Source organism: Bacillus sp. PK6-025 (assembly GCF_056530265.1).
This window is the reverse complement of sequence record NZ_CP096509.1, coordinates 3,535,348-3,561,242: the sequence shown is the minus strand read 5'-3', so window position 1 is coordinate 3,561,242 and position 25,895 is coordinate 3,535,348. Positions and strand designations below refer to the sequence as shown.

The following is a 25,895-nucleotide window of genomic DNA, read 5'->3' as shown; positions in this document are numbered from 1 at the left end:
TGCTCTGGTGAATCATTGTTCAGTGCGATTGCTTTCTTTCATCGTCTGATTTATGATTCAATTAAAGCAATTCAAACAGATGAAAAGGAGCCGAGAGGATGAAACATTACGGTGCAATAGAAGCAGGAGGCACAAAGTTTGTTTGTGCAGTTGGAACAGAAAAGGGAGAAATCATTGACAGGCTTACGCTCCCGACGGAGACTCCTGAAGAGACTATTGGAAAACTGACTGATTTCTTCAGCAAGTATCAGCTCACATCAATGGGAGTGGGCTCTTTTGGACCTATATCCGTTGCAAAAGATAAAGAGGATTACGGATACATAACCAATACGCCGAAATTAGCCTGGAAGGGGTACCCGTTTATTCCCGAGTTGAAAAAAAGGCTCGGCATACCGGTTTCGTTTACGACTGATGTAAACGCTGCCGCGCTTGGCGAACTGACAAAAGGAGCGGCGCAAGGCTTGGAAAGCTGCTTGTATATTACAGTCGGTACAGGAATCGGAGCAGGAGCGATTGTCGGCGGCCGGCTCGTGCAGAGCACGCTCCATCCTGAAATGGGTCACCTTCTCATTAGACGGCATCCGCACGATACGTTTGAAGGAATCTGTCCGTATCACAAGGACTGCCTTGAAGGAATGGCATCGGGTCCGGCGCTTGAAAAGCGCTGGGGGAAAAAGGGCAATGATTTGGCTGAAAACGAGGAAGTTTGGGAGATTGAAGCCGACTACTTAGCGCAGGCTCTCATGCAATATATCTTGATCCTGTGCCCTGAAAAAATCATCATGGGCGGCGGTGTCATGAAGCAGCAGCAGCTGTTCCCGCTGATTCGCAAAAAGCTTGCCGAATATATGAACGGATATGTTGACCTGCCTGATCTTGAAGGATACATCGTGCCGCCGGGTCTCGGCGACGATCAGGGAATCACCGGTGCGCTCGTTTTGGCTTATGAAGCCGGTTGAGCAAGTTGTTTTGTAAAATCCACCCAGTGTGAGATAATAACAGCGGTGCGTTTAAAAGCATGAAAAAAAGAAAGGTGGTCGTTCAAAATGGTAAGCAGTTTAAAGGATACTGTGACATTACATAACGGTGTGAAAATGCCATGGTTCGGACTTGGAGTTTTCAAAGTGGAAGAAGGCAGCCAAGTTGTAGAATCTGTGAAAGCAGCCATTAAAAACGGATACCGGAGCATTGACACAGCCGCTATCTATCAAAACGAAGAAGGCGTCGGCAAAGGGATTAAAGAAGCAGGCGTTCCCCGCGAAGAGCTTTTCATCACGTCAAAGGTTTGGAACAGCGATCAGGGATATGAAAAAACATTGGCGGCTTTTGATGAAACCCTTCGAAAACTCGGTCTTGACTACCTTGATTTATATTTGATTCATTGGCCTGGAAAAGACAAATATAAAGATACGTGGCGCGCGCTTGAAAAGCTGTACAAAGACGGCAGAGTAAAAGCGATCGGCGTCAGCAACTTCAATGTGCACCATTTGGAAAGCTTATTGGAAGATGCGGAAATTAAACCGATGGTCAATCAGGTTGAGTTCCATCCGCGGCTGACTCAGGCTGAGCTCAGGGACTACTGCAAAAAGCAGGGCATTCAGGTGGAAGCATGGTCTCCGCTCATGCAGGGAAAACTCCTCGATGATCAAGTGCTGACTGACATCGCTAAAAAATACAACAAATCCGTCGCTCAAGTCATCCTGCGCTGGGATTTGCAAAATGAAGTCATTACCATTCCGAAGTCAATCAAAGAACACCGCATTATTGAAAATGCCGACATATTTGACTTTGAATTAACAGCGGAAGATATCGAAAAAATCAACGCTCTTAACAAAGATGAGCGCGTCGGTCCCGATCCTGACACAATGGTTCACGGATTCGAATAAGCATAAGAAAATCCCGGGTTCATAAAAACCCGGGATTTATTATTTTTCATGAATGGCCAAGCGGCCTTTCGCTTGTTTCCTTCTGCTGCCGTCGAGCCGTCCGCGGCGGTGCTGCTTAATAAAGAATGAGAGAACCAATCCGATTCCCGACAATGCGGCCGCGGTCATAAACGCCAGATTGACGCCGTGAATCATCGCTGTATCCGAAGACGGACCGGCAGGATCGGCCAGTGCACGCTGTGTCATGATGGTGATGAGAACAGCCGTCCCGATCGATCCGGACATCTGTCTCATCGTATTGTTCATGGCCGTTCCGTGAGGAATCAAATGGCGCGGGAGCTGGTTCAAGCCGGCTGTTGTAACAGGCATGAGCACCATCCCCATGCCGACCATCCGAATCGCATAGACGACAGACAAATACGCAAAAGGCGTCGTCTTTGTCAGATGGGTCAAGAGCAATGTGGTCACGAAGATCGCCGTCAAACCGGTGATGCTCAAGATCCGCGCGCCGATTTTGTCAAAAATTCTTCCGGTAATCGGAGACATCAGCCCCATCACGACAGCTCCCGGAAACAGCATCATTCCCGATTCCATCGCCGTGAAATGGCGCATATCCTGCATATACATCGGCACGATCGTCGCCGCTCCGATCATCGACATAAAGACTACCATCCCGATAATCGTCGCAAGTGTAAACATCGGATATTTAAATACCCTGAATTCCAAAATCGGTTCTTCCAAATGGAGCTGCCTCCAAATGAACCAAAACAGCGTAACGCTGCCGACCGCGAAGCCAGCCAGCACGTCCGCACCCGTCCAGCCCGCAACACCGGCGCTGCTGAAGGCGTACAAAATGCCGCCGAAGCCAAGTGAAGACAAGATGATGGAAGTAACATCCATCTTAGGTGACGTCTGTTCGGTGACATTTTTTAAAATAAAGTGTGCGGCAATCATGTCGATAACGGCAAACGGAAGCAACAGATAAAACAATACTTCCCAAGGGTAGCGGTCGACGATCCAGCCTGACAGGGTCGGTCCGACAGCGGGAGCGAAGGCAATCACAAGCCCGACCATTCCCATCGCTGATCCACGCTTTTCTTTTGGGAAAATCAATAAAAGCACCGTCTGCATCAATGGCATCATAATGCCCGCGCCGGCCGCCTGGACGACGCGTCCTGCAATCAGCGCCGGAAAGCTGAATGACAAGGCGCAGATCAGAGTCCCAGCCGTAAATAAAGACATTGCCGCCATGAACAGCTTTCTCGTCGTGAATTTTTCAATTAAAAAAGCCGTAACTGGAATCATGATCCCATTCACGAGCATAAAAACGGTCGTCAGCCATTGGGCAAGCCCCGGCGTAATGTTTAAGTCCCTCATGATCGGAGGCAAAGCCGTCGTCAATAGCGTCTGATTCAAAATGGCGATAAAAGTCCCCATAATCAAGACGGCAACAATCGGCAATTGATTTGTCTTATGCTGTGTTTCACTCATATTAAAACCTTCTTATTTATCATTTTTTATAACACTTTATGAAATAATCGGTACTCGAAATAACTTCTCTTTTTATTTAGGGTAACGAAGGAACTGCAAAACCGCAAGTTCATTTTTAACATTCGGTATATAATACCCAGCTGTCCCTCAATTTAAACAGCCCCTTTAAGCCGGGGGAATCCGGCTTAAAGGGGACGGATTATTTTTTATAAAATCTCAGCAAATCACCGTTAATAATCTTATCGGAAAGGGAAAGCTCTTGATTCGCCTTCTCTATGAGCGGACCGCATTTGTCCTCACTGTCGTTGATCATGTCCCCGGTTTTTTTGCTGTAGCACGTATTTTTCGTGTAGATATAATCATCTGTTATAAAGCTGCCGTTTCTTAACACAGCGAAAGGCATTCTTTCGTTCGAAAACAGGTCATTACCGAATTGAATCATGCCTTTTGTATCAATTCCGAGCAAATGGAGCAATGTCGGTTTGACATCAATTTGGCCGCCTGTTTCAGATATCGTTTTCGGGTCTTGATCCGTTACCCCCGGAATGTGGATAATCAGCGGCACACGCTGCAGCTGAACGGTATCGTAAGGGGTGATTTCGTCTTTGCCCAAAAATTGAGCCAGCGCATCGTTGTGCGCTTCTGATATGCCGTAGTGATCTCCCATGAAGACGATCACGGAATTGTCGTAAAGGCCGTTTTTCTTCAATTTTGCAATGAAATGCTTCAATGATTCGTCTTCATAGCGTACCGTCGTGACATACCGGTTTAAAATCTCACTGTCCGAGTCGTATTCATCGATCAGCTTATCCTTATCATCAATTTGGAACGGAAAGTGGTTCGTCAATGTGATCAGGTTGCTGTAAAAGGGCTGCGTCAAGTCTTTCATCAAGTCGGCCGATTGCGTTAAAAACTCCTTATCCTTCAGCCCCCAGCCCGTTGAATTTTCAGGTGTCACATGAAAATGGGAGACGTCATAAAAGCTGTCGATGCCAAGGGCTTTGTACATGACGTCCCTGTTCCAGAATTTTTTATGGTTGGCGTGGAAAACCGATGTTCTGTAATCGTGGTTTGCCAGTGTTTTATACATCGAATTGTACGCATTTTCGCTCTTCGTAAAAAACACCGAACCGCTCAGAGACGGATAGAGCGAATTGGCGACAATGAATTCCGAATCGGACGTTTTTCCCTGTTCGGTCTGCTGATAAAAATGGTCGAAATAATAGCTTTTTTGAATGAATTTGTTTAAGAACGGTGTGATTTCCTGGCCGTTCACCTTTTCATTAATGACAAATGTCTGAGTGGATTCAAGCGTTACAAAGATGACGTTTCGTCCTTCGGCAATCCCGAACATATCTTGGTTCGGTTTGCTGTAGTCAGCGTTTGTGTAGTTCTCGATCGTTGCCAGGCTGTTTTCATCAGCGACCGCTTTTTGTGTCAAATTAAAAGTCTGTGAAATGCCGTCCAACAGATGAAACTGATATAAGCCGATGTTTTTTACAAGCACTTCCCTGTCGTAGGAGTAGCTTAAAAACTTCGGCTGATCCAGCTCCGACAGGGCGAGATTAAACAGTACCGTGCCGGCAGCTGCCGCGTAGTAGATCTTAACGGATTTAGCGGAAAGCTTTTTGCCGGTTCTTGTGCGCGTTTTTGCCAGCCAGACCAAAAGAGCCAAATCCAGAAAAAGCGCGATGAAAACCGGATTGAACAGCTCCTGAAAACTGCTCCCAAGCCCCCCGAGATTTTTTGCCTGGAACAGGACGGGAACAGTGATGAAATCGATGTAGAAACCATAGAAAATACTGTTTGCAATCAAGATGCCCGTCAGGACGACATTAGCCCCGATTAAATAGAGGCGCTGCGTTTTTTCGCGAAAAAAGAGGCTGATGCCGAGTACAGGGATGAGAAAGCTAAGCGGGTTGATAAACAGGATCAATTCCTGAAGTGCGTTGTCGATTTGTAAATTAAAGCCCAGCTTGTAGATGAAGTACGTTTTCATCCACATAAAAAATATGGATAGGCATAAAAACCACTGCTTTTTAAAAAATTGTTCTTTCATATAAATAGCTCCTCACATATAATCCCCGCAGGTAAACAACACCAAGATAAAACGACTGAACAAAGCATAATACAGCAATCGGTCAAACCGTCCCTTTCGTCAGGCGATCAAGTTCGCAATAAAATAGCACGAAACAACGGTGAGCACAGTCAGAACGCCTTGTTCCGCCTTCCCGCCGGTTTTAATATAAAGGGGCAGCCGAACCTTAATGGCGGACGGAAAGAAAAGTTTGATGCCGTTTACAGTCCCGGCATCAAGGAGCAGATGGCTCGCCATTCCGGCCATCAATCCGACAAAAATGCTCTGATCTGTAAAATATAAATGTGCCGCAAATGCCGTGATGAGCAAAAAGAGCAGGCTGTGTGTAAACGTCCTGTGCCCGAAGACAGAACTGACCACTGCTGATAAAATCGGTAGCCTTCTGCCGATCTTGCTCTTTGTATGGCAAATATCCGGAATCAATGCTCCGATAACGCCCGAAGCTGTCATGAACACTGGATCATATCCGTAAAAATAAGCAGCAGCCGTGCAAGAAGCGACCCCTCCCATGATGTGTGTTTTTCCTGTCATATCGCTTCTCCTTTAAGACCTATAACAATTTCCTAATGAAAACTATATCAAGAGTTCTGGCGGCCTTCAAGACAGATGGTGGCAACTTGTCAGGCAAAAAACGCATTTTCCTGAGGCAATCAGCATGTTTACATCTAGAATATGGTGTTTTCAGTTAAAAAACACATTCAAGGTTCTGCATAATTTTAAAGTGATAAGCCAAATTAAAATTGTACCACATTTTTAAAGAGGTGATTCATTTGGGTATTTTCTTCAATAAAGATAGAGGAAATAAGGAAAAGGACCAAAACGCCGTTCGGGGGGCGCTTGAAGATGCAGGACAAGCGCTGAAAGGAGACCCTTTGCAAGAGGCGGTCAACAAAAAGAAAAACAACCGATAAATGACAGATGGAAGCGCCGTCTTCCATTCTGCAGAAGGCTGCCGAAACAGGCGGCCTTTTGGCGCGGCTGTCCGTTTTTCCATCACTTCCCTTTGACAGATTAAAATTTCTCTGGTAACCTCTTTTCAGAATATGTGATAAATCCTCACTCTTAACTCTTAGTGAGGTAGAGGTTGCGCGGATGATGAGTCGCATGTGTGAGGCTGATGGGGCCGATGATCATATGCAAAAGGCATCAGCGCCGAAGCATAAGGAAGCCATTCATTCTTTATGCTGGGTCTGCATTGAATAAGTGCAGGACTGCCGCGGGTTTCCCCGCGGAGGGCTATCCGGAGATCAAGAGTGTATGTTTAACCAAAGCATGGACTTTTGTTCATGCTTTTTTTATTTTGAATGATCTCACGGTCTGGTCCGGCATATTTTTTATAAAATGCTCGGAGGTTATATCTTATGGAACAGACAAAAAAATGGGGCTTCTGGCTTCTTACCGCTTTTGTTGTCGGCAATATGGTCGGCTCAGGGATTTTTATGCTCCCCAGCACACTCGCCCAGACGGCAAGCCCGTTCGGCGTAACGGCGGCATGGCTGGTGACGGGTGCGGGGGTGCTGATGATCGCCCTTGTATTCGGTCATTTATCGATTCGCCGCCCGGATCTTAAAGCAGGTCCGCAAAGCTATGCAAGAGCTTTATTCTCAGACCCTAAAAAAGGGAATGCGGCAGGTTTTACAATGGTATGGGGGTATTGGGTGGCAAGCTGGATCAGCAACGTGGCCATCATTACAAGCCTTGCAGGCTATTTGACGACTTTCCTGCCGATCTTAACTGACGGACGCGAGCTGATTGAACTCGGCGGCCACCCCGTTACACTCGGCCAGCTCTTGACATTTATCGTATGTACAATTTTGTTATGGGGGACGCATTTCATCTTAGTCTCCAGCATAAATGGAGCGGGCAAACTGAACTTTTTAGCAACTTTTTCAAAAGTGCTTGGGTTTGTCCTGTTTATTGTTGCAGGTTTGTTCGTTTTTCAGACGGCTTTATTCGAATCATTTTATTTTCCAATCGAATCAGAAGGCAAAAGTATTGGGCTGGGCGGACAGGTTCACAATGCGGCGATTTCAACGCTGTGGGCGTTTGTCGGCATCGAGTCTGCGGTAATCTTATCAGGGCGCGCATCATCCCAGCGCGATGTCAAACGCGCGACGATTACCGGACTGTTAATTGCGCTCGGCATTTATATGGTCATTACTTTAATAACGATGGGCGTCATCCCGCACGATCAGCTCCAAGCATCGGATAAACCGTTCGTTGATGTGCTGCACGTGATCATCGGCAGCTTTGGCAGCGTAATTATGGCGGTCTTGGCAATCGTTTCTTTGTTCGGATCGATGCTCGGCTGGATTTTAATCGGCGCAGAGGTTCCGTATCAGGCGGCAAAGGCCGGTGATTTTCCTGCTTTCTTTGCGAAAACGAACAAAAAGGGAAGCCCGGTTAATTCATTGATCGTCACAAACGTGATGTCGCAGATCTTTATTTTCTCAACGGTTTCGGGAACGATCAGCGAGGCCTTTACGTTTTTAACAACGTCGGCGACGCTCGCTTACCTTGTGCCTTATCTTGTGGCGGCTGTTTTCAGCTTGAAGCTCATCCTCAAAGGGGAGACATACGGCGAACTGAAAGGTTCAAGAACAGGGGACGGCATCATCGCTTTGGCTGCTCTGGTGTATTCTTTATGGGTCATCGTTTCAGGTACGTCTGACTTAACCACCTTTATCTTGGGAATCGGGCTGTTTTTCGTCGGTCTTGCGATCTACCCGTTCGTCTACAAAAAGTTCAAAAATAATCAAGTGTGATAAAGTTCTTTGCCAGCCGGGTCTTTTAGCAGAAGATCGGCTGGCTTTTTGATTCCCGCCGAAATTTTTGATTAAAATTTCCGCTTAGGCCTGTTATACTATAAAATGAAAATGATAATCGTTATCGGTTAAAAAGATCGAAAGGAATGGCATCGAGTGAGCTCTTACAAAAACATACATCGTATCAACAGCGCGGATGGCCCTGATGGAGAACAGAAACCGATCAGCCGTCCGCTCGGAGCTGTTTTTGTCCTGGCCGGCGGAATCATGCTACTGCTGTTTGGCGCCGCATTATCGATTGCGCTCGGTGCGGCTGATATAAAGCTTGGAACGGTTTGGGACGCCATTTTTCATTTTGATGCGAAAAATACGGCCCATCAAATTATTCAGGAACTCAGACTGCCAAGGACGGTAAGTGCGGCTCTTGTGGGCGCCTGCTTGGCGGTTTCCGGAGCCGTGATGCAGGGGATGACGAGAAACCCTCTCGCATCGCCGGAAATTATGAGCGTCACGCACGGGTCAGCTTTCGCAATTGCTGTCGCGTTTGCTTTTTTTCCGGGAACCTCATCGGTCGGGCTGATGATCTGGTCGTTTGCCGGCGCGGGTCTCGGAGCGGGACTCGTTTTTGCGATCGGAATGTTTTCAAAAGGCGGTCTTACGCCTGTAAAGCTGGCTTTGGCCGGTACGGCTGTCGGCACGTTTCTGAGCGCTCTTTCTACGAGCATTGCGATCCATTTTGATGTGGCGCGCGACGTCAGTTTTTGGTATGCCGGAGGTGTCGCTGGCACGAAATGGCTCAGCATTCAGTTGTTGGTTCCGTCGGCAGCGCTCGGTTTGGCCGTCGTTTTTGTCATCGCCCGTTCCATTACGGTTCTAAGTTTGGGAGAGGAGCTGGCGAAAGGGCTCGGGCAATATACGAAGACGGTGAAAGCGATCGGAATCGTGTCGGTTGTTCTGCTGACGGGTGCCGCTGTGTCCGTTGCCGGGGCAATCGGTTTTATCGGATTGATCATTCCGCATATTACCCGCTTTCTGGTCGGGGTTGATTACCGCTGGATCATTCCATGCTCAGCGGTGCTTGGCGCCGTCCTGCTGATCTATGCGGATATTGCGGCAAGGCTGGTCAATCCGCCGTTCGAAACACCTGTCGGAGCAGTCACGGCGCTTGTCGGCGTACCATTCTTTCTCTATCTGGCCCGCAGGGAAAGGAGTGGACTGTAATGCTCAAGAAAAACAGCAGACGGGCGGCTGCGGTGATGCTCGTCATGGCCGTGCTGACGGTCGCCGTGTTTTTACTAAGCATGAACATGGGAGAAATCCGCATCGCCCCGCTTGATACATTGAAAACACTGTTCGGTTTCGGAACGCCGCAGGATGAACTTGTATTATTTGAATTCCGTTTGCCGCGCATGGTCCTCGCCATGCTGATCGGTGCGGGAGTTGCTGTCTCCGGAGCCGTCTGGCAGGGGATATCGCGGAATGACCTGGCCGATCCGGGGATATTGGGCATCAATACGGGAGCAGGTTTTGCCGTTGTGCTGTTCATCTTTTATTTTCAGGGGGATGTTGGAAATCTGCAAAAAGGATTCGTTTTTTCCCTGCCGATTTTTGCATTTTTGGGAGCCTGCTTTGCAGTCGTTTCCATCTATTTGCTGGCGTGGAAAAAAGGCTTGAATCCCATTCGCCTCGTTCTGGTCGGCATCGGAGTGAATGCGGCGTTTTCGGCGGCCATCTTAATGCTGCAGCTGAAAATGGACCCGAATGACTTTATGCAGGCGGCTGTTTGGCTGTCAGGAAATATATGGAGTTCAAACTGGAGCTTTGTCTCGGCCGTGCTGCCCTGGATTGTCGTGCTGCTTCCTTTTATTCTCTACAAAGCGCGCTATTTAAACGTGCTGAATCTCGGTGATCAGCTCGCAACAGGGCTTGGAACGGCAGTTGAAAAGGAGCGGCGCATACTGCTTCTGTCGGCAGCCGCGCTGAGCGGCGCGTGTGTAGCGGCTGGAGGGAATATTACGTTTCTCGGTCTTGTGGCTCCGCATATTGCCAGAAGGCTTGTCGGGCCGAAGCATCAGCTTTTAATCCCGGCTTCCGCGTTGACCGGAGCATTGCTCTTTTTGCTAGCGGATTTAATCGGAAGGATGATACTGGCGCCTTCGGAAATTCCCGTAGGGTTAGTCATTGCCGCTTTAGGCGCGCCGTACTTTATCTATTTGCTCATGAAAACAAATTAAAGAAGGGAAGGGTGCAAGGTGTCTCTTTCAACAAACAACCTGGGAATCGGCTACGGAGAACAGATGATAGTCGAAAGCTTAAACCTCCACATACCAAAAGGAAAAGTGACGACCATGATCGGTCCGAACGGGTGCGGCAAGTCAACCATATTAAAAACGATGGCACGCATACAGCGTTCTAGAACGGGCGCCGTTTATTTAAACGGCAAAGCGATCCACCAAATGTCGACGAAAGATATAGCCAAACAGATGGCGATTCTTCCGCAGACCCCTGAGGCGCCAGGCGGTCTGACCGTATATGAGCTCGTTTCTTACGGCCGTTTTCCTCATCAAAAGGGAATGGGCAGGCTCTCGGCCGATGACCGCCGCATGGTTGAATGGTCTCTCGAAGTGACAGGAATGCTGCCTTTTTATGACCGGCCGATCGAAGCCCTTTCCGGGGGACAGCGCCAGCGCGTCTGGATTGCGATGGCTCTTGCCCAGGAAACGGAGCTCTTGCTGCTCGACGAACCGACAACCTATTTGGACTTGGCGCACCAGCTTGAAATTCTGCAACTGCTGGAAAAGCTCAACAAAGAAGAAGGCCGAACGATTTTGATGGTCATTCACGACCTCAACCATGCCGCCCGCTTTGCCCATCACATGGTGGCGCTGAACTCCGGTGCAATTGTCAAAGAGGGCGCTCCACATGAAGTCATGACATCAGAGGTATTGAAAAAAGTGTTTCAGATTGATGCGGAAATTATTTTAGACCCGCGCACAGGAAAACCGGTGTGCCTGACTTATGATCTATTGAAAAAAGAAGAGGATCAGAGGCTGGCAACCGGCTGACAGACATCAGACGATGTCTGTTTTTTTATTCCATGATTTCGTAAAGTAAAAAATCATTTCTAAAAAAGTTTATTTTTACTTTAAAATCAGAAAACGGGTGCCGATAAAGATATAATAGATGGTAAGATGAGGATATCAAAACATGATAAAGACAGAAAGGAAAGAAGGATTTTGGAAAATGCGACAATTTTGATTGTGGATGACGAAGACGCCATTGTTCAAATGGTCAAGCGCGTCCTCACGAAGGAAGGATTTTCAGAAGTGCTGACCGCGAGCAGCGCAGAAGAAGCGCTCGACATCGTGAAAAAGGATACCGTGCACTTAATACTTCTCGATGTCATGATGCCGGGACAGACAGGATTTGATGTATCCCCTGAAATCAGACGGCACACCAACGCCCCGATCTTCTTTTTAACGGCGAAGACATCGGACCTCGATAAACTGTCAGGTTTTGCCTACGGAGCCGATGATTATATTACAAAACCTTTTAATCCTCTGGAGTTAATTGCCAGGATTAAAGCGCATTTAAAAAGAACGTATATACATAAAGAAGTCGCAGCTGCTTCGGTATCTTCAGCCTACGAATATGAACGGTTTACATTTCATCCCGATTTTGCGGAGCTGATCGTGGACGGAGAAACGGTCAGCTGCTCCGCACAGCTTCTCCAGCTTCTGCAATATTTTTGCGATCATCCGAACAGAGTGCTTTCCAAGGACCAAATTTATGAAAAAGTGTGGGGCGTTCCATCTTACGGAGACAGCAACACCGTTATGGTACATATCAGAAAACTGAGGGAGAAAATCGAAAAAGACCCGAGCAGCCCCGAATATATCGTCACGATTCGCGGTCTTGGCTATAAGTTCGTTCCCAATCCTGCAAGAAAAGAGAGCGAAGGATGAAGCTGAGAGGAAAGCTCGTTCTCCATTTTGTCAGCCAGATTTTCCTGATTCTCGGTCTTGTCCTCGCCACTCTGCTGTTATCCTTCATCTTTTTCGCTCTCCGGTTAAGCGAGAGCGAAGCGGATACAGGCTTGGCAAAAGCCACATCAGACACGTTTGAAAGCTGGGTCAGTGTGGATGACAATAACAATTGGCAGATTGAAGATATCTTGAAATCGGCTATCGACAAACAGGGAGGCTGGCTTCAAATATTAGACGGTAAGGAGAAAACCGTTTATTCCTACCGCCTTCCTTCGGAAATTCAGAGGGAGTACCACAGGGAAGACCTCGTATCAGTCTTTGACAAAAAAAGAATCAAAAAATATCAAGTCAACTTCTGGTCTGCCAATTTCAATGGTGAAGACTACGTGATTCTATTCGGATGGGAGTCGAAAAGCGATACGATCCTGTCCTATTTGGAAAAGGAAGAGAAGGATATGGCGGACCTTTCTTCCTATAAAAAAAGCACGCTTGATTTCATTAAGAAAAACAAAGGATCGGTTTATCTGTTCAGCGAAAAAGGGAAAATGTTGAACTCGCTCTATCAGGACATAGATTACAGCCAGGGCATCACTGAGCTGGAACTTTTAAAATACGGATCGAAGCCATGGAACTACGAGCACGAGTTTTCATACAGGCGTTTAAGCGCGACAGAATGGCTGATCGCCGCTACCCCGAACCCGATTTATAATCCGGATCATGAGTTCAACAGGACGATGATCGGGCTCGCTTTAAAAATCGTTCTGCTCGTGATCGGCGTTCTGATCGTATTGATGTCTTCCATGACGATTTGGTATTCTTTTAGATTCGGCATGCCGATCATCCATACGATTAAATGGATCGTCAACCTTTCAAAAGGGCGATTTGAAGAGCCGAGAAATCGGAAAGGCCGCCCGCAAAGCCGGAACAAAAAAGGGAAGCGAAAACAGCCGTACCGGTTGTTCACAGAAGTGTTTGAATCGATGGAGCAGCTGACGGAAACGCTGAAAAAAGACGAACAAAGCCGCAAGAAAATCCAAACGACTCGGGAGGAATGGATCGCGGGGCTCTCCCATGATTTAAAAACGCCGCTCAGCACGATTTACGGCTACAGCATGATGCTGGAGTCTCCAAACTATGAGTGGTCAAAAGAAGAAATCCGTGAAATCGGCCAGGCAATGAAAGAAAAATCGGACTACATGTCACAGCTCATCGAAGACCTGAACTTGACGTACAGGCTGAAAAACGACGCCTTGCCGATTAAACGCCAGACAGTAAGGCTTGTGCCGTTTTTGAAAAGCTTCGTTGAAGAGTTTAAGCGCCATTCGTTTTCGGAGGGGTACAACGTTTCTTTTGAATATACGCAAGAAGATACCGAGTTTGCGATAGACAGAGGCTGGTTCAGAAGAGTCTTGGAAAACCTTCTCGCCAACGCCGTCAAGCATAACAAAAAAGGCACTGACATCAAGGTGATCCTTGAAGAAACCAAGCAATATATTATTCTTAAAATTCAAGACAACGGAAGAGGCATGGACTCGGAAACCGTCTCAAATTTATTTAACCGATACTATAGAGGAACGCATACAAAAGATGCGACAGAAGGAAGCGGTCTCGGCCTTGCGATTTCTTTGGAACTTGTCCACCTTCACGACGGCTGCATCGCCGTTGACAGCCGGACAGGCCGCGGGACGGAAATTACGATGGAATTTAAGAAAAACCCTAAAGCCGCCAAATAAGGTATGAAAAAGAAGAAGCCAAAGGTTATTGCCTTTAGGCTTCTTTTATGTTGAGAAAATAATGGAAAAGAAGGCGAGGTTCGTATAAAATAAGATTAAATGTTAACGTTCACATTGTATTGCAAAAAGAAATGTTCACGTTAACATTTAAATAAAGAAAGGTGGGGATTTTATGAAGCCGTTTTTGAATGACGATTTTCTTTTAACGAATGAAACGTCGAAAGTGTTGTACCACCAGTATGCTAAAGGGATGCCGATCATCGACTACCACTGCCACTTGAGCCCAAAGGAAATTTACGAAAACAAAACGTTTAAAAACCTGACCGAAGTGTGGCTGTACGGGGATCATTACAAGTGGAGAGCCATGCGGGCCAATGGAATATCCGAAGAGTTTATTACAGGAGATGCGTCAGACGAAGAGAAATTCAGCGCCTGGGCAAGAACGGTTCCGATGACGATCGGAAACCCGCTTTATCATTGGACCCATTTGGAACTGAGAAGGTTTTTCGGCATCGATGAACGGCTTGATGAAAAGAGCGCGCCGCATATTTGGGAGCGGGTGAACGAACAGTTGACCGGAGAAGGGTTCGGCGCCAGAGACTTGATTGAAAAATCAAACGTTGAAACGGTTGTCACGACAGATGATCCGGCAGACAGTCTTGAATATCATATGAAGCTGAAAGATGAAGACTTTTATGTAAGCGTTTTACCCGGATTTAGGCCAGACAAGGCGCTGGAAATCAATCAAGAAGGCTTTGCCGCCTGGGTGAGCAAGCTTGAAGCAGCAAGCGCTATGAAGATAGGAAATTATGACGATTTTTTGAAAGCGCTTAAAAACAGAATTGACTTTTTCCATGAACTAGGCGGACGGATATCGGATCATGCCATCAATCAAATGATGTACACGGAAACAGATGAAAGCGAAGTGCGTCCGATTTTTGCAAAGGTGATGAACGGAGAAGCCGCCTCGCCTGAGGAAGAGTGCAAATTTAAATCCTTTACCCTGCACTATTTGGGAACATGCTATGCGGAGAAGGGCTGGGCGATGCAGCTTCATATTAACGCCCTCCGAAACAACAGCAGCAAAATGTACCGGAAGCTCGGGCCTGATACGGGATATGATGCGATTAATGATCAGGACATCGCAAAGCCTTTGTGCAGCTTTCTTGATTCTCTTGACCGAAAAGACGCGCTGCCAAAAACGATCTTGTATTCTTTAAATCCGCGAGACAACGTCGTGATTTCAAGCCTTTGCGGAAGCTTCCAGGACGGCCGGATACCGGGGAAAATCCAGCATGGCACCGCCTGGTGGTTCAACGATACGAAAGACGGCATGCTCGAACAAATGAAATCGCTCGCCAACATCGGACTATTAAGCCGTTTTATCGGTATGCTGACTGATTCGCGCAGCTTTCTTTCCTACACAAGACATGAATATTTCAGGCGCCTGCTCTGCGATGTCATCGGCACATGGGGTGAAAAAGGAGAAGCGCCGGATGATATCGAGCTTCTGGGACGGATCGTCAAAGGGATCTGCTACGAAAATGCAAAACACTATTTCCAGTTTGAAGTGAAAGATCGTTTGAAAGCTTAGAGTCACAAAATGGCTAGCAGAGGAGCTGCTTTTTCATGGAAATATCGACGAACAAACAAACCGAAACAGTCGCCGCTACTCAAGAGAAATTAAGTTTAAAAGAAAAGGTTTCTTACGGTTTTGGAGATTTTGGGAACGGATTTATGTTTGACCTTGGACAGCTCTATCTTTTGAAGTTTTTTACGGATGTTGCCGGTATTCCGGCGGCAGCGGCCGGAGGCATTTTTCTTGTGAGCAAACTTTTTGCCGCTTTTGTCGATCCGATTGTGGGAACATCGATCGACTACAGGAAGAATATCGGGCCGAAAGGCAAATTCAGGCCGTATTTGCTATACGGAAGCTTTGTGCTCGCGATTTTGACGATATTGACCTTCATCTCGCCGAATCTGTCACCGACGGGCAAACTCATATACGCTTATGCGTCATACATGCTTTGGGGCCTCGGCTATTCCTTTGTCAACATCCCTTACGGCTCGCTCGGGGCGGCCATGACGCAAAATTCGGTGGAGCGGACTTCGCTTGCTTCCTTTCGACAGGCCGGCTCGCTGGGCGCCCTGTTTGTGACGAGCATTGTTGTCATTCCGATGATCGTCAGGTTTGACAACCCTGCGGTTGCCTATCCGGTCGTCATGGGGCTGATGTCTTTTCTCGGTGTGTTGTTTTTCTACATTTGCTATAGAAACTGCCAGGAACGGATTGTCGTAAAAGATGAGAAGTACAAACAGGAAAAAGTGACATTCAAAGCAATATCAAAGACGTTTTTTACGAATAAACCGCTCCTTACGCTTATATTCATGACCATTTTTACGATTTCAGCCTATAACCTTAAATCTGCGATGCTGATTTATTTCGCACAGTATAACCTCGGCAACGCCGAACTGATGGCCTACATGAACTTTATCATCATCGGCTCATCCTTTATCGGCGTCATCATGCTGCCGAAGCTCGTGAAGCTGTTCGGGAAAAAGCATACCGCTATTTTGGGGCTCGCGGTTTCCGTCTGTGCGGATCTGATCAATTTTTTCGTACCGGGCAATGTCTTTGTTTTTACGATTCTCGCCAGCATCGCCTTTATCGGCATCAGCATTCCGAACGGTATCACCTGGGCATTTGTATCAGACGCGATCGATTATGGCGAGTGGAGAACAGGGGAACGGAAAGAAGGAACGGTATACTCGCTGTTTAACTTTTCGAGAAAGCTGGCTCAGTCGCTCTCCGGCTTCCTGTCGGGGATCGGTCTCAGCATTATCGGCTATGTGCCGAATGCGACCCAAAAAGCGGGGACGCTGCTCGGCATTAAAGCGATACTCCTTTTGTATCCTGCAGCGGCGCTGACGGCAGCCATTCTCGTTCTCGGCTACCTGTACCGTCTGACAGATCAGAAGCATGCCGAAATGATCGCGGAAATCGAAGCGAGACCATAGCGGAATTTCATTTTCTAAAAAGCGCTTTTGATATGGTAAACTGATGGTAACAACAGCAAGAAAAGGCGGGTAAAAAAACAATGTCAGTAACGATTAAAGATATCGCCAGGCTGGCGAATGTATCGCACACCACAGTATCCAGAGCGCTGAACAATAGTCCGCTGATAAAAGAGAACACGAAAAAGAAAATACTCGACATCGCAGCCGAAATGAATTATAAACCGAATTTTAATGCGAAAAGCCTTGTTACGCAAAAGTCTTTTACGATCGGTCTGTTTTTAACAAGCCTGACAGACGGGACGTCTTCAAGTTTCTTTGCAGACATCCTGCGCGGCGTCAACAAGGTGATCGATGAAAACTATAATATGGTTGTCAGGGGGATTGACGATTATCATGATTTGTCATCCATTCACCACAACCGCTATGACGGCATGATTTTAATCAGCCAAAGTGAACAGGATCAGGCTTTTATTGAGCATGTCCTCAAACAGAATATTCCGGTCGTCGTGCTGAACAGAAAAATCGAAGGGCACTCCGTCGTCAATATTTTGGCGAATGAACACGAGGGCGCTTTCCTCGCTGCTTCATACTTGATCAAAAACGGCCACAGACGGATCGCCATGGTGCAGGGGAAAGAAAGTTTTAAATCGTCTCAAGAAAGAAAAGGAGGCTTTCTTCGAGCGCTTCGCGACTCAAATCTTGACATGCCCGGCGAATACCTCGTTCAAGGTGATTATACGATGCAAAGCGGCTTTCGTGCGGCTGAAACGCTGCTGAAGCTGAAGAACCCTCCGACAGCCCTGTTTTGCGCCAATGATGATATGGCGATCGGCGCGATGAACGCCCTTTATGCAAACGGGAAACGCTGTCCTGACGATATGTCGATCATCGGCTTTGACGATAGCGGATTTTCGGCGTATACGACACCGTCATTAACGACGGTAAAAAAACCGACGGAAAAAATCAGCATGCTTGGTGCGGAAAGCCTGTTGTCACTGATCGAAAATCCGCAGGCAGAAGGCAGGCAGACGCTCATCGGCACGGAGCTGATCATTCGCAATTCAGTTAAGCATCTATAGCATCATTTTTGATGCGCTGTAAAATGTGAACGTGTGCAAAAATGAGGAGGGAATTGAAATGGAGAGGCTGTCCAAACGGATAAGGTCTAAGCCGAGCCGTCCCGAACGGATTTTGCAAATCGGGGAAGGTAACTTTATGAGGGGGTTTATTGACTGGCAGATTCATAGATTGAATGAAGAAACCGATTTTAACGGCAGCGCCGTTGTTGTGCCTCCGCGCCGCGGCTCAGTAACGGCCTTTCAAGAACAGGATGGGCTTTACACGCTTTATCTTGAAGGCTTCAGGGAAGGACGGGAGGTTCGCGATTCTGCTGTCATTACAACAATCAGCAGAGTCGTCAGCAGCTATGAACACTATGATGAATTTATGAAGCTGGCCGATCTGCCGGATTTGCGCTTTGTCTTTTCAAATACGACAGAGGCCGGCATCATTTATATCGAGGAAGACCGGCTGTCCGACCGTCCGCAGAAGAGCTATCCGGGGAAGCTGACTGCGCTGTTATACAGACGCTACCTGACTTTTCAGGGAAGCAGGGAAAAAGGCCTGGTGATCCTCCCGTGTGAGCTGCTTGAAGATAACGGGAAAAAACTGAAAGAGATTGTGCTGCGCTATACGAACGAATGGGCGCTTGAACAGGGGTTCATCGATTGGCTTGAGGAGTCAAATGTGTTTTGCAATACGCTTGTAGACAGGATCGTACCGGGATTCCCGCAAGAAAATGCACACCGGCTTGAAGATGCGGCCGGCTATCGCGATTCTCTGATGGTGACGGCGGAGCCGTATCATTTGTTCGTGATTGAAGGGCCGAAATGGCTTCCAGACGAGCTTCCGCTTCATGAGGCCGGTCTGAATGTCGAGTTTGTCAAAGATGTGACGCCGTACCGGGTGAGAAAAGTGAGAATCTTAAACGGCGCCCATACCGCGATGACGCCGATCGCTTATTTGGCAGGCCTTGAGACGGTTCGTGAAGCGGCTGAAGACGAACTTATCGGATCATTTGTGAAAGAGCTGATTCAGCGTGAAGTGCTTGAGACGATCGATATGCCCGGCAGTGAGCTTGACGCCTATGTGGAAGAGATTCTCGACCGCTTTAAAAACCCGTTTATCCGTCACAAGCTGATCGATATTTCCTTAAATTCCTTTGCAAAATTCAAAGTCAGAAATTTGCCCGTCTTAATGGAATATGCGGAACGAACTGGCAAACTTCCGGCTCGAACCGTATTTGCTTTAAGCGCTTTAATTTATTTTTACCAAGGAAAACGGGAAGATGAGGCCATTCCGCTGTCTGACGACGATGAGGTGCTGGCTTTTCTCAAACGGCTCTGGACAGAAGAGACAGACGTTTCAAACATCGCGTTCCATGTTCTCGGGTTTGAAAAAGTATGGGGGCAAAACCTGAACGACATTTCCGGGTTGACGGACAAGACGGCTGAATATTTAAGGGACATGAAACAAACGGGAATGAGGAAGGCGCTGAAAAAAATGATGAACAGCCAAATGGCTGAGCTGGGGGACATGTGATGAAAGACTGCTTGATGATCAATTCTCAAGATAATGTCGGCATTGCGTTAAGAGAATTGCAAACCGGTGAAACGGTCACTGCAGGAGAACGGACCATCGTGATCAAGGAAACGATTTTGAAAGGCCATAAGTTTGCTTTAAAAGACATCGCTGAAAATGAAGACGTCATCAAATACGGCTTTCCGATCGGGCACGCCACTGACATGATTCAGACGGGGGAGTGGGTGCATACAAAAAATGTGAAAACGAATTTGGGCGGTGTCGAAGAATACAGCTACAAGCCGAAATTTACGGAAAACCGCTATCAAAAAGAACCGCTCACATTTAAAGGCTTTAAACGAAAAGACGGAAAAACGGGAATCAGAAACGAGCTATGGATCGTACCGACTGTCGGCTGTGTAAATGGCATTGCAGAGCTGATCATCAAAGAATTTAAAGCTGAGGTCGGCTCTATCGTCCCTTTTGAAAGCGTTCACGTATTAAAGCATCAGTACGGCTGTTCACAGCTTGGCGATGATCATATCAACACGAGAACGATTTTGGCGAATGCCGTCAAACACCCGAATGCAGGCGGTGTCCTTGTGCTGGGACTTGGCTGTGAAAACAACAGCATCCATGAATTCCGCGAAGCGCTCGGCGATTATGATCACAGCCGGGTCAAGTTCCTGCTTTCTCAAGAAGTATCAGACGAAGTCACGGAAGGCGTCAAACTGTTAAAAGAAATTTATGAGCATGCAAAAGGTGACCGGCGTGAAGATGTTCCGATTTCTGAACTGAAGATCGGTTTGAAGTGCGGCGGATCTGATGGATTTTCCGGCATTACCGCGAATCCGCTGCTCGGCCGGCTCTCCGATTTTCTGATCGCCCAAGGGGGAACGGCGGTTTTGACAGAAGTGCCTGAAATGTTTGGAGCGGAAACGCTTTTGATGGAGCGGGCTGAAAATGAGGAAGTGTTTCATAAAATCGTCCGCTTAATCAACGATTTTAAACAGTACTTTATCGATCACAGGCAGCCCGTCTATGAAAACCCGTCTCCGGGCAACAAAGCAGGCGGCATTACGACATTAGAGGATAAGTCGCTCGGCTGTACGCAAAAAGCCGGCACTTCAAAGGTGACGGATGTTCTGGAATACGGGGACGTTTTGAAAAAGAACGGGTTGAACCTGCTGAGCGCTCCGGGAAATGACCTTGTTGCTTCATCCGCACTGGCCGCTGCAGGGTGTCAAATCGTTTTATTTACGACAGGGCGGGGCACGCCTTTTGGCACCTTTGTGCCGACGATGAAAATTTCGACAAATACAGCGATTTATGAGGCGAAGCGCCACTGGATCGATTTTAATGCGGGAAGGGTGCTCGAAAACCGGTCAGAAGATGACGTTTTGAAAGAGTTGACAGCATATTTGATCGAAGTCGCGGGCGGCAGGCAGCTGAACAATGAGATAAACGATTTCAGGGAGCTTGCGATATTTAAAACAGGCGTTACATTGTAAAGGGGGCGGTAACGTGAGTATGCAGAAAATAAAAGACGAGATTCTAAAGACGCTGAAGGTTCCGGTATTTCCTGATCGATCATTTGATGTTACAGCGTTTGGGGCTGACGGAAGCGGAAAAAAGGATGCGACGGGAGCGATACAGAAGGCGATTGATCAAGCCCACAAAGCAGGCGGTGGAAGAGTAGCAGTTCCTGAAGGCGTGTTTCTTTCCGGTGCACTCAGACTGAAAAGCAATGTGGAGCTTCATCTTGCACAAGGAGCGGTGATCAAATTCAGTCAGAACCCGGAAGATTATCTCCCCGTTGTGCTGACGAGGTTCGAAGGCGTCGAGCTCTATAATTATTCACCGCTCATCTATGCTTACGAAGCCGAAAATATTGCAATAACCGGAAAGGGCACGCTTGACGGCCAAGGTGATGACGAGCATTGGTGGCCGTGGAAAAGGGGAACGAACGGCCAGTCTTCACAGGAAAAAGACCGAAATGCTTTGTTTGAAATGGCTGAGCGCGGTGTCCCGGTCACTGAGCGGCAGTTTGGAAAAGGGCATTATTTGCGGCCGAACTTCATTCAGCCGTATCGCTGCAAAGATATTTTGATTCAAGGTGTCACCGTGCTGAATTCGCCGATGTGGCAAGTTCATCCCGTGCTTTGCGAGAATGTGACAGTGGACGGAATCAAGGTCATCGGACACGGTCCGAATACCGACGGAGTCAACCCGGAATCGTGCAAAAACGTGGTGATCAAGGGCTGCCATTTTGATAATGGAGATGACTGCATCGCCGTCAAATCGGGAAGAAACGCCGACGGCCGAAGGATCAACATGCCATCGGAGAACATTGTCATTGAACATAACGAAATGAAAGACGGGCATGGAGGGGTCACGATCGGAAGCGAAATTTCCGGCGGCGTGAAGAATGTCATCGCCGAGGGAAACCTCATGGACAGCCCGAACTTGGACAGAGCCCTCCGCATTAAAACGAATTCGGTGCGCGGCGGTGTTCTTGAAAACATCTACTTTCACAAAAATACGGTCAAAAGCTTGAAGCGCGAAGTGATCGCCATCGATATGGAATATGAAGAAGGGGACGCCGGAGATTTCAAGCCCGTCGTCCGCAACATTGATGTTGAGCAGCTGAAAAGCATGGGCGGACAATACGGGATCAGGGTGCTGGCGTACGATCATTCTCCAGTCACCGGTCTGAAAGTGACTGATTCCGAGATCGACGGCGTCGATATTCCGATGGAACTGAAACATGTGAAAGACCCTGTTTTTTCGAATCTGTATATTAACGGAAAACGCTATGATTCACACGAAGTCTAAACAGAGATCCTCTGCAGACATGCAGAGGATCTTTCTTTTAACGCGGCGGCGCATCAGCGGTTTCGTTTTTGACCGAGGAAATCAGCAGTTCAATAAACACCCGGCTTGCAGCGCACATATGCTTGTTTTTACGGTAAACGATGCTGATTTCCGTCGTCAAATCCGGCATTTGAATCGGAATCGTCTGAATGGATTTATTTCCAATATCATCGAGATAGCCTTTCGGCAAAATGGTGGCGCCAATGCCTTTACCAACCATGTTCATGATCGATTCCATCGTTGTCATTTCCATGACTGGCCGAGGTTCGAATCCAAACGTGCGGCACTTTTCGTTGATCAGCTGCCGCAAAAAATACGTCTCAGGCAGCAAAATGGATGGAATCTCCCTTAACACGTCAAGCGTGACAAACTGCCGTTTTGCAACCGGATTGTCAATAGGCACTGCGAGGGCGAGCTGCTGGGTAAGGAATGGAACGGTTTCCAGATCACTGTGTTCCACCCGCTGGGCTACAATGCCCAAGTCGAGCTCATTTTGCAGCAGCCGCTCGTAAATATCTCCGGTTCTCAGCCCTAAAACAGACAATTCAATATTGGGGTAGCTGCGGTGAAATTCGATCACGGTCCGGGGAAGCAAATAATTAACCACGGTCAACAGCGCCCCGATTTTTAGCGTTCCCCTCTTTAAACCTTGGAGCTCGCTGATTGCGTCTTGCGCCTGTGACAGTTCATGAAAGATATTGTAACAGTGCTGAAGCAGAATCTTTCCCGCTTCCGTCATTACGGTGCGTTTGCCTGAACGGTTAAACAAAGGCGTTCCGATTTCATGTTCAAGCAAACGGATTTGCTGGCTCAGCGAGGGCTGAGCGATATTCAGTTTTTCGGCGGCACGGGTAAAATGAAGCTCCCGGCACAATGCCATGAAATATTCCAATTGCTTTAGCTCCAATGCTTTTTCCTCCTCTCCATTATAAAAAACAGACGAAACTCAACGATAGGTTTAACCTATTGTTTTTATAATAACGATTGAATGGTTTTATGATAAGAGGTCGATTATACTTAAATCTCAAAAGAGATGTGCAGCGTTGCTGTTCGGCCGCTGCCGTCTGCAGGACATTTGAATGTAAGAGGTGATATGAATGGAATATGCCGATATCCTTTCGATCAATGTAGGGAAGCCAGAGGCAATTCAGTTTCAAAATAAAGCTGTGTCTACCGGAATATACAAGAAGCCGGCAAGCGGCCCTATCTTCCTGTCATCTACTAATTTTGCGGGGGACGGGCAGGGGGATCTCGTTCATCATGGTGGCGCGGAAAAAGCAGTGTGTGTCTATCCGTATGAACATTATCTCTTTTGGGAAAAGGAACTGCAAAGAAAGCTGGAATACGGAGCATTTGGCGAAAATTTAACGATCAAGGGTCTGCTGGAGGATGACGTTCATATCGGCGATATCTTTCAGCTGGGTGAAGCTGTTGTACAGGTGAGCCAGCCAAGGCAGCCTTGCTATAAACTAACCGTAAGGTACGGTATGCCCGATATGATACTGAAGGTACAGGACACCGGATTGACGGGTTTTTACTTTCGCGTGCTGAACGAAGGGTTCGTCTGTAAGGATCGTGGTCTGAAACGAATCTCACGCCACCCTAAAGGCATCACGATTTCTTACGCAAATCGCATCAAGCATCATGAAAAGAACAATATTGAGGGCATCAAAAAACTTCTCGAGGTGGAGGAACTGTCGGCAAATTGGCGGGCATCATGTTTAAAGCGGCTTAACGGTTTTGAGCCGGATGACCGCGAAAGGCTGACGGGAGGTCTGGAGAAGAGATCTTAACCCAAAAGGAAAAAATCCTCTGCCGATCGGCAGAGGATTTCTGTTAAATGGAGCGGATAATTCCGCCTTCCACTCTTTGAGCGGAACCGTTGATGGCCGCAGCTCTTTCGGAAGCGAGATAGACGATCGTACTCGCCACTTCTTCCGGTTTTGCATAGCGCTGAATCAAAGAAGTCGGCTCATTCACTTTGAAATAGTCTTTGACAAAAGTGTCTAAATCGGTTTTCTCCTGAGCTGCGGCACCCTCCATATAATTGGCGACGCCTTCCGTCCAGGTAGGTCCCGGAAGGACGGAGTTGACCGTCACATTTGTCCCTTTCGTCATTTCAGCCAAACCTCTTGATAAACTGATCAGAGCGGTTTTCGTCATTGAATAAGGGATCATCTGCGGAAGCGGTTTGATGCCGGCTTCGCTTGCCAAATTGAGAATCCTTCCCTTATTACGCTTCAGCATGGCCGGCAGAAACGCGCGGCAAAGCCTGACTGCGCTTAAAACGTTTACTTCAAAATATTTGAGCCACTCTTCGTCTGTCACCTCTGTGAAATCCTTCACTTCAAAGAAGCCCATATTATTGACGAGGACATCAAGCTCCCCGATTTTAGCGGTTTTTTCGACCAATGCCATGCTTTCTTCAGGAGCGGATAAATCAGCGGCAATGCCGTGAACGTTTCCGTGCCGGGAAAGTTCCTCAACGACTGACTGGACTTTTTCTTCTGTCCGTCCGTTCACGATGACTTCGGCCCCTTCCGCCAAGAAGGCTTCCGCCGTTGCTTTTCCAATACCTGCAGTAGAACCTGTCACGAGTACGAGTTTGTCTTTCAGCTGTAAATCCATATGCCATCAATCCTTGTTTTAAGAGTTAAGATGAAAAAACATCTAATGAACAGTATATCGCAGCTGGATACCTCGGTCGAAAATCGTGCTTGTCGTTTTATTGTTCCTTGTCTTTTAAAATCTTATGAATATCTTCCATCGGACGGAGCCAATTCTTTTTCATCACTTCAGCCGCCAATTTCGGATCGTTTTTTTCAAAAGCGGCGATGATTTCCCAATGCTCGGCGGCGGACTGCAGTTTCGGAGCAGACGGCCGATTGAAAAACACATACTTCATCCGTCTAACATGAAGCTGCAGAACGGCGGAAAACTGAAGAACATACGGGTTTTTAGCCGCTTCTGTAATCAAATGGTGGAACTGTTCGTCCAGTTCAGCTGCATCGTGGTTCCGCTCCTCTTTAAAAGCGGCTTCGTATTGAGCCGCGAGTTTTTTGAGCTCGGCGATCTCTTCTTCAGTCAAAAGCGGCGTTGCCAGTTCTGCCGCCAGAGCCTGAAGATGTGCGAGCGGGGGATAGACGGCCAGCGCATCATCGGGATGAATAAGCGTGATCTTTGTTTCTTTTCCCGGCTTCATTTCCACAAAACCTTGAGATTCGAGGAGCTGAAGCGCTTCTCTAACCGGTGTGCGGCTGACGCCGAGCGCTTCGGCCAGATCGACGTCCGTGACTTTTTCGCCGGGTTCAAGGGTTCCATCGACAATCCAGCGCTGCAATTGATAAAACGCTTTTTCCTTAGCTGAAAGTCTGACCTGCGGCGTATAGTTTTTCGGTATCGGCATAAAACCACCCTTTCTCTATATGCAATATATCGTAAATACTTTAGCAAAAACAACGTTT

The 25,895-nt window shown here is 47.5% G+C and carries 22 protein-coding genes and 1 riboswitch; of the genes, 16 read left to right on the top strand and 6 right to left on the bottom strand.

The annotated features are described in order from the left end of the window. Positions 1–98: 98 nt before the first annotated feature. Positions 99–959, top strand: a complete 861-nt coding sequence (locus M1D67_RS18310; protein ID WP_144498916.1) for an ROK family protein — start codon at positions 99–101, stop codon at positions 957–959. A gap of 87 nt (positions 960–1,046) precedes the next feature. After that, the gene (locus M1D67_RS18305) at positions 1,047–1,886 is read left to right on the top strand and encodes an aldo/keto reductase (RefSeq protein ID WP_020452931.1); all 840 of its coding nucleotides are present in this window, start codon (positions 1,047–1,049) and stop codon (positions 1,884–1,886) included. A gap of 39 nt (positions 1,887–1,925) precedes the next feature. Here the strand turns inward: M1D67_RS18305 and M1D67_RS18300 are convergent, their stop codons facing one another. The 3 genes from M1D67_RS18300 to M1D67_RS18290 form a co-directional block, all read right to left on the bottom strand. After that, a complete protein-coding gene (locus M1D67_RS18300) occupies positions 1,926–3,377 on the bottom strand; it encodes an MDR family MFS transporter (RefSeq protein WP_023856264.1) in 1,452 nt (483 codons plus the stop codon). A 199-nt stretch (positions 3,378–3,576) separates the two neighbouring features. Beyond that, positions 3,577–5,436: an LTA synthase family protein gene (locus tag M1D67_RS18295; RefSeq protein ID WP_101561478.1), complete on the bottom strand. Its 1,860-nt coding sequence runs from the start codon at positions 5,434–5,436 to the stop codon at positions 3,577–3,579. A 99-nt stretch (positions 5,437–5,535) separates the two neighbouring features. Beyond that, complete coding sequence (locus tag M1D67_RS18290; RefSeq protein WP_023856262.1) at positions 5,536–6,006, bottom strand: metal-dependent hydrolase; 471 nt, start codon at positions 6,004–6,006, stop codon at positions 5,536–5,538. A 239-nt stretch (positions 6,007–6,245) separates the two neighbouring features. Between M1D67_RS18290 and sspJ the strand changes: the two genes are divergently transcribed. From sspJ to M1D67_RS18225, 13 genes are all read left to right on the top strand, one after another. Then, positions 6,246–6,386 carry a small acid-soluble spore protein SspJ gene (sspJ, locus tag M1D67_RS18285; RefSeq protein ID WP_003185183.1) on the top strand — a complete coding sequence of 47 codons (141 nt, stop codon included), beginning with the start codon at positions 6,246–6,248 and terminating at the stop codon, positions 6,384–6,386. Between the two features lie 159 nt (positions 6,387–6,545). Beyond that, a riboswitch (Lysine riboswitch) is annotated at positions 6,546–6,722 on the top strand. A gap of 114 nt (positions 6,723–6,836) precedes the next feature. Next, a complete protein-coding gene (locus M1D67_RS18280; protein ID WP_020452927.1) occupies positions 6,837–8,240 on the top strand; it encodes an amino acid permease in 1,404 nt (467 codons plus the stop codon). A gap of 156 nt (positions 8,241–8,396) precedes the next feature. After that, positions 8,397–9,461: a FecCD family ABC transporter permease gene (locus M1D67_RS18275; protein WP_479831431.1), complete on the top strand. Its 1,065-nt coding sequence runs from the start codon at positions 8,397–8,399 to the stop codon at positions 9,459–9,461. After that, positions 9,461–10,474, top strand: coding sequence for a FecCD family ABC transporter permease (locus M1D67_RS18270; RefSeq protein WP_026580101.1), 1,014 nt, complete (start codon positions 9,461–9,463; stop codon positions 10,472–10,474). Before M1D67_RS18275 ends, M1D67_RS18270 begins: the two co-directional genes overlap by 1 nt. Before the next feature lie 63 nt (positions 10,475–10,537). Further along, positions 10,538–11,305, top strand: a complete 768-nt coding sequence (locus M1D67_RS18265) for an ABC transporter ATP-binding protein (protein WP_043054605.1) — start codon at positions 10,538–10,540, stop codon at positions 11,303–11,305. 171 nt (positions 11,306–11,476) lie between these two features. Continuing rightward, positions 11,477–12,205, top strand: coding sequence for a response regulator transcription factor (locus M1D67_RS18260; protein WP_020452923.1), 729 nt, complete (start codon positions 11,477–11,479; stop codon positions 12,203–12,205). After that, a complete protein-coding gene (locus M1D67_RS18255) occupies positions 12,202–13,959 on the top strand; it encodes a sensor histidine kinase (RefSeq protein WP_216919539.1) in 1,758 nt (585 codons plus the stop codon). The genes M1D67_RS18260 and M1D67_RS18255 overlap by 4 nt, the downstream gene beginning before the upstream one ends. A 172-nt stretch (positions 13,960–14,131) precedes the next feature. Then, the gene (uxaC, locus tag M1D67_RS18250) at positions 14,132–15,553 is read left to right on the top strand and encodes a glucuronate isomerase (RefSeq protein WP_231005599.1); all 1,422 of its coding nucleotides are present in this window, start codon (positions 14,132–14,134) and stop codon (positions 15,551–15,553) included. A 35-nt stretch (positions 15,554–15,588) separates the two neighbouring features. Continuing rightward, a complete protein-coding gene (locus M1D67_RS18245) occupies positions 15,589–16,977 on the top strand; it encodes a glycoside-pentoside-hexuronide (GPH):cation symporter (RefSeq protein ID WP_079289215.1) in 1,389 nt (462 codons plus the stop codon). Between the two features lie 80 nt (positions 16,978–17,057). Continuing rightward, positions 17,058–18,056, top strand: a complete 999-nt coding sequence (locus M1D67_RS18240; RefSeq protein ID WP_216919543.1) for a LacI family DNA-binding transcriptional regulator — start codon at positions 17,058–17,060, stop codon at positions 18,054–18,056. A gap of 58 nt (positions 18,057–18,114) precedes the next feature. Next, positions 18,115–19,578, top strand: coding sequence for a tagaturonate reductase (locus M1D67_RS18235; RefSeq protein ID WP_075212667.1), 1,464 nt, complete (start codon positions 18,115–18,117; stop codon positions 19,576–19,578). Then, positions 19,578–21,068 carry a UxaA family hydrolase gene (locus M1D67_RS18230; protein ID WP_479831430.1) on the top strand — a complete coding sequence of 497 codons (1,491 nt, stop codon included), beginning with the start codon at positions 19,578–19,580 and terminating at the stop codon, positions 21,066–21,068. Before M1D67_RS18235 ends, M1D67_RS18230 begins: the two co-directional genes overlap by 1 nt. A gap of 13 nt (positions 21,069–21,081) precedes the next feature. After that, positions 21,082–22,392, top strand: a complete 1,311-nt coding sequence (locus M1D67_RS18225) for a glycoside hydrolase family 28 protein (RefSeq protein WP_020452916.1) — start codon at positions 21,082–21,084, stop codon at positions 22,390–22,392. 37 nt (positions 22,393–22,429) lie between these two features. Here M1D67_RS18225 and M1D67_RS18220 read toward each other — a convergent pair whose 3' ends face one another. After that, positions 22,430–23,338 (bottom strand): LysR family transcriptional regulator, encoded by a 909-nt coding sequence (locus M1D67_RS18220; protein WP_479831429.1) that lies wholly within the window; start codon positions 23,336–23,338, stop codon positions 22,430–22,432. Positions 23,339–23,528: 190 nt separating this feature from the next. On the opposite strand from M1D67_RS18220, the gene M1D67_RS18215 reads away from it, so the two are divergent. Then, positions 23,529–24,224, top strand: a complete 696-nt coding sequence (locus M1D67_RS18215) for an MOSC domain-containing protein (RefSeq protein WP_479831428.1) — start codon at positions 23,529–23,531, stop codon at positions 24,222–24,224. 43 nt (positions 24,225–24,267) lie between these two features. Here the strand turns inward: M1D67_RS18215 and M1D67_RS18210 are convergent, their stop codons facing one another. Further along, complete coding sequence (locus M1D67_RS18210; RefSeq protein WP_224066718.1) at positions 24,268–25,059, bottom strand: SDR family NAD(P)-dependent oxidoreductase; 792 nt, start codon at positions 25,057–25,059, stop codon at positions 24,268–24,270. A gap of 97 nt (positions 25,060–25,156) precedes the next feature. Further along, entirely contained in the window at positions 25,157–25,837 is a 681-nt protein-coding gene (locus M1D67_RS18205; protein ID WP_479831427.1) for a GntR family transcriptional regulator, read from the bottom strand. Between the last annotated feature and the right edge of the window lie 58 nt (positions 25,838–25,895).

Coding starts and splice junctions, on each gene's coding strand:
- M1D67_RS18300 (WP_023856264.1), bottom strand. CDS start 3,377: ATGAGTGAAACACAGCATAAGACAAATCAATTGCCGATTGTTGCCGTC.
- M1D67_RS18215 (WP_479831428.1), top strand. CDS start 23,529: ATGGAATATGCCGATATCCTTTCGATCAATGTAGGGAAGCCAGAGGCA.
- M1D67_RS18295 (WP_101561478.1), bottom strand. CDS start 5,436: ATGAAAGAACAATTTTTTAAAAAGCAGTGGTTTTTATGCCTATCCATA.
- M1D67_RS18205 (WP_479831427.1), bottom strand. CDS start 25,837: ATGCCGATACCGAAAAACTATACGCCGCAGGTCAGACTTTCAGCTAAG.
- M1D67_RS18230 (WP_479831430.1), top strand. CDS start 19,578: ATGAAAGACTGCTTGATGATCAATTCTCAAGATAATGTCGGCATTGCG.
- M1D67_RS18280 (WP_020452927.1), top strand. CDS start 6,837: ATGGAACAGACAAAAAAATGGGGCTTCTGGCTTCTTACCGCTTTTGTT.
- M1D67_RS18305 (WP_020452931.1), top strand. CDS start 1,047: ATGGTAAGCAGTTTAAAGGATACTGTGACATTACATAACGGTGTGAAA.
- M1D67_RS18235 (WP_075212667.1), top strand. CDS start 18,115: ATGGAGAGGCTGTCCAAACGGATAAGGTCTAAGCCGAGCCGTCCCGAA.
- M1D67_RS18210 (WP_224066718.1), bottom strand. CDS start 25,059: ATGGATTTACAGCTGAAAGACAAACTCGTACTCGTGACAGGTTCTACT.
- M1D67_RS18270 (WP_026580101.1), top strand. CDS start 9,461: ATGCTCAAGAAAAACAGCAGACGGGCGGCTGCGGTGATGCTCGTCATG.
- M1D67_RS18245 (WP_079289215.1), top strand. CDS start 15,589: ATGGAAATATCGACGAACAAACAAACCGAAACAGTCGCCGCTACTCAA.
- uxaC (WP_231005599.1), top strand. CDS start 14,132: ATGAAGCCGTTTTTGAATGACGATTTTCTTTTAACGAATGAAACGTCG.
- M1D67_RS18290 (WP_023856262.1), bottom strand. CDS start 6,006: ATGACAGGAAAAACACACATCATGGGAGGGGTCGCTTCTTGCACGGCT.
- M1D67_RS18310 (WP_144498916.1), top strand. CDS start 99: ATGAAACATTACGGTGCAATAGAAGCAGGAGGCACAAAGTTTGTTTGT.
- M1D67_RS18255 (WP_216919539.1), top strand. CDS start 12,202: ATGAAGCTGAGAGGAAAGCTCGTTCTCCATTTTGTCAGCCAGATTTTC.
- M1D67_RS18265 (WP_043054605.1), top strand. CDS start 10,538: ATGATAGTCGAAAGCTTAAACCTCCACATACCAAAAGGAAAAGTGACG.
- M1D67_RS18240 (WP_216919543.1), top strand. CDS start 17,058: ATGTCAGTAACGATTAAAGATATCGCCAGGCTGGCGAATGTATCGCAC.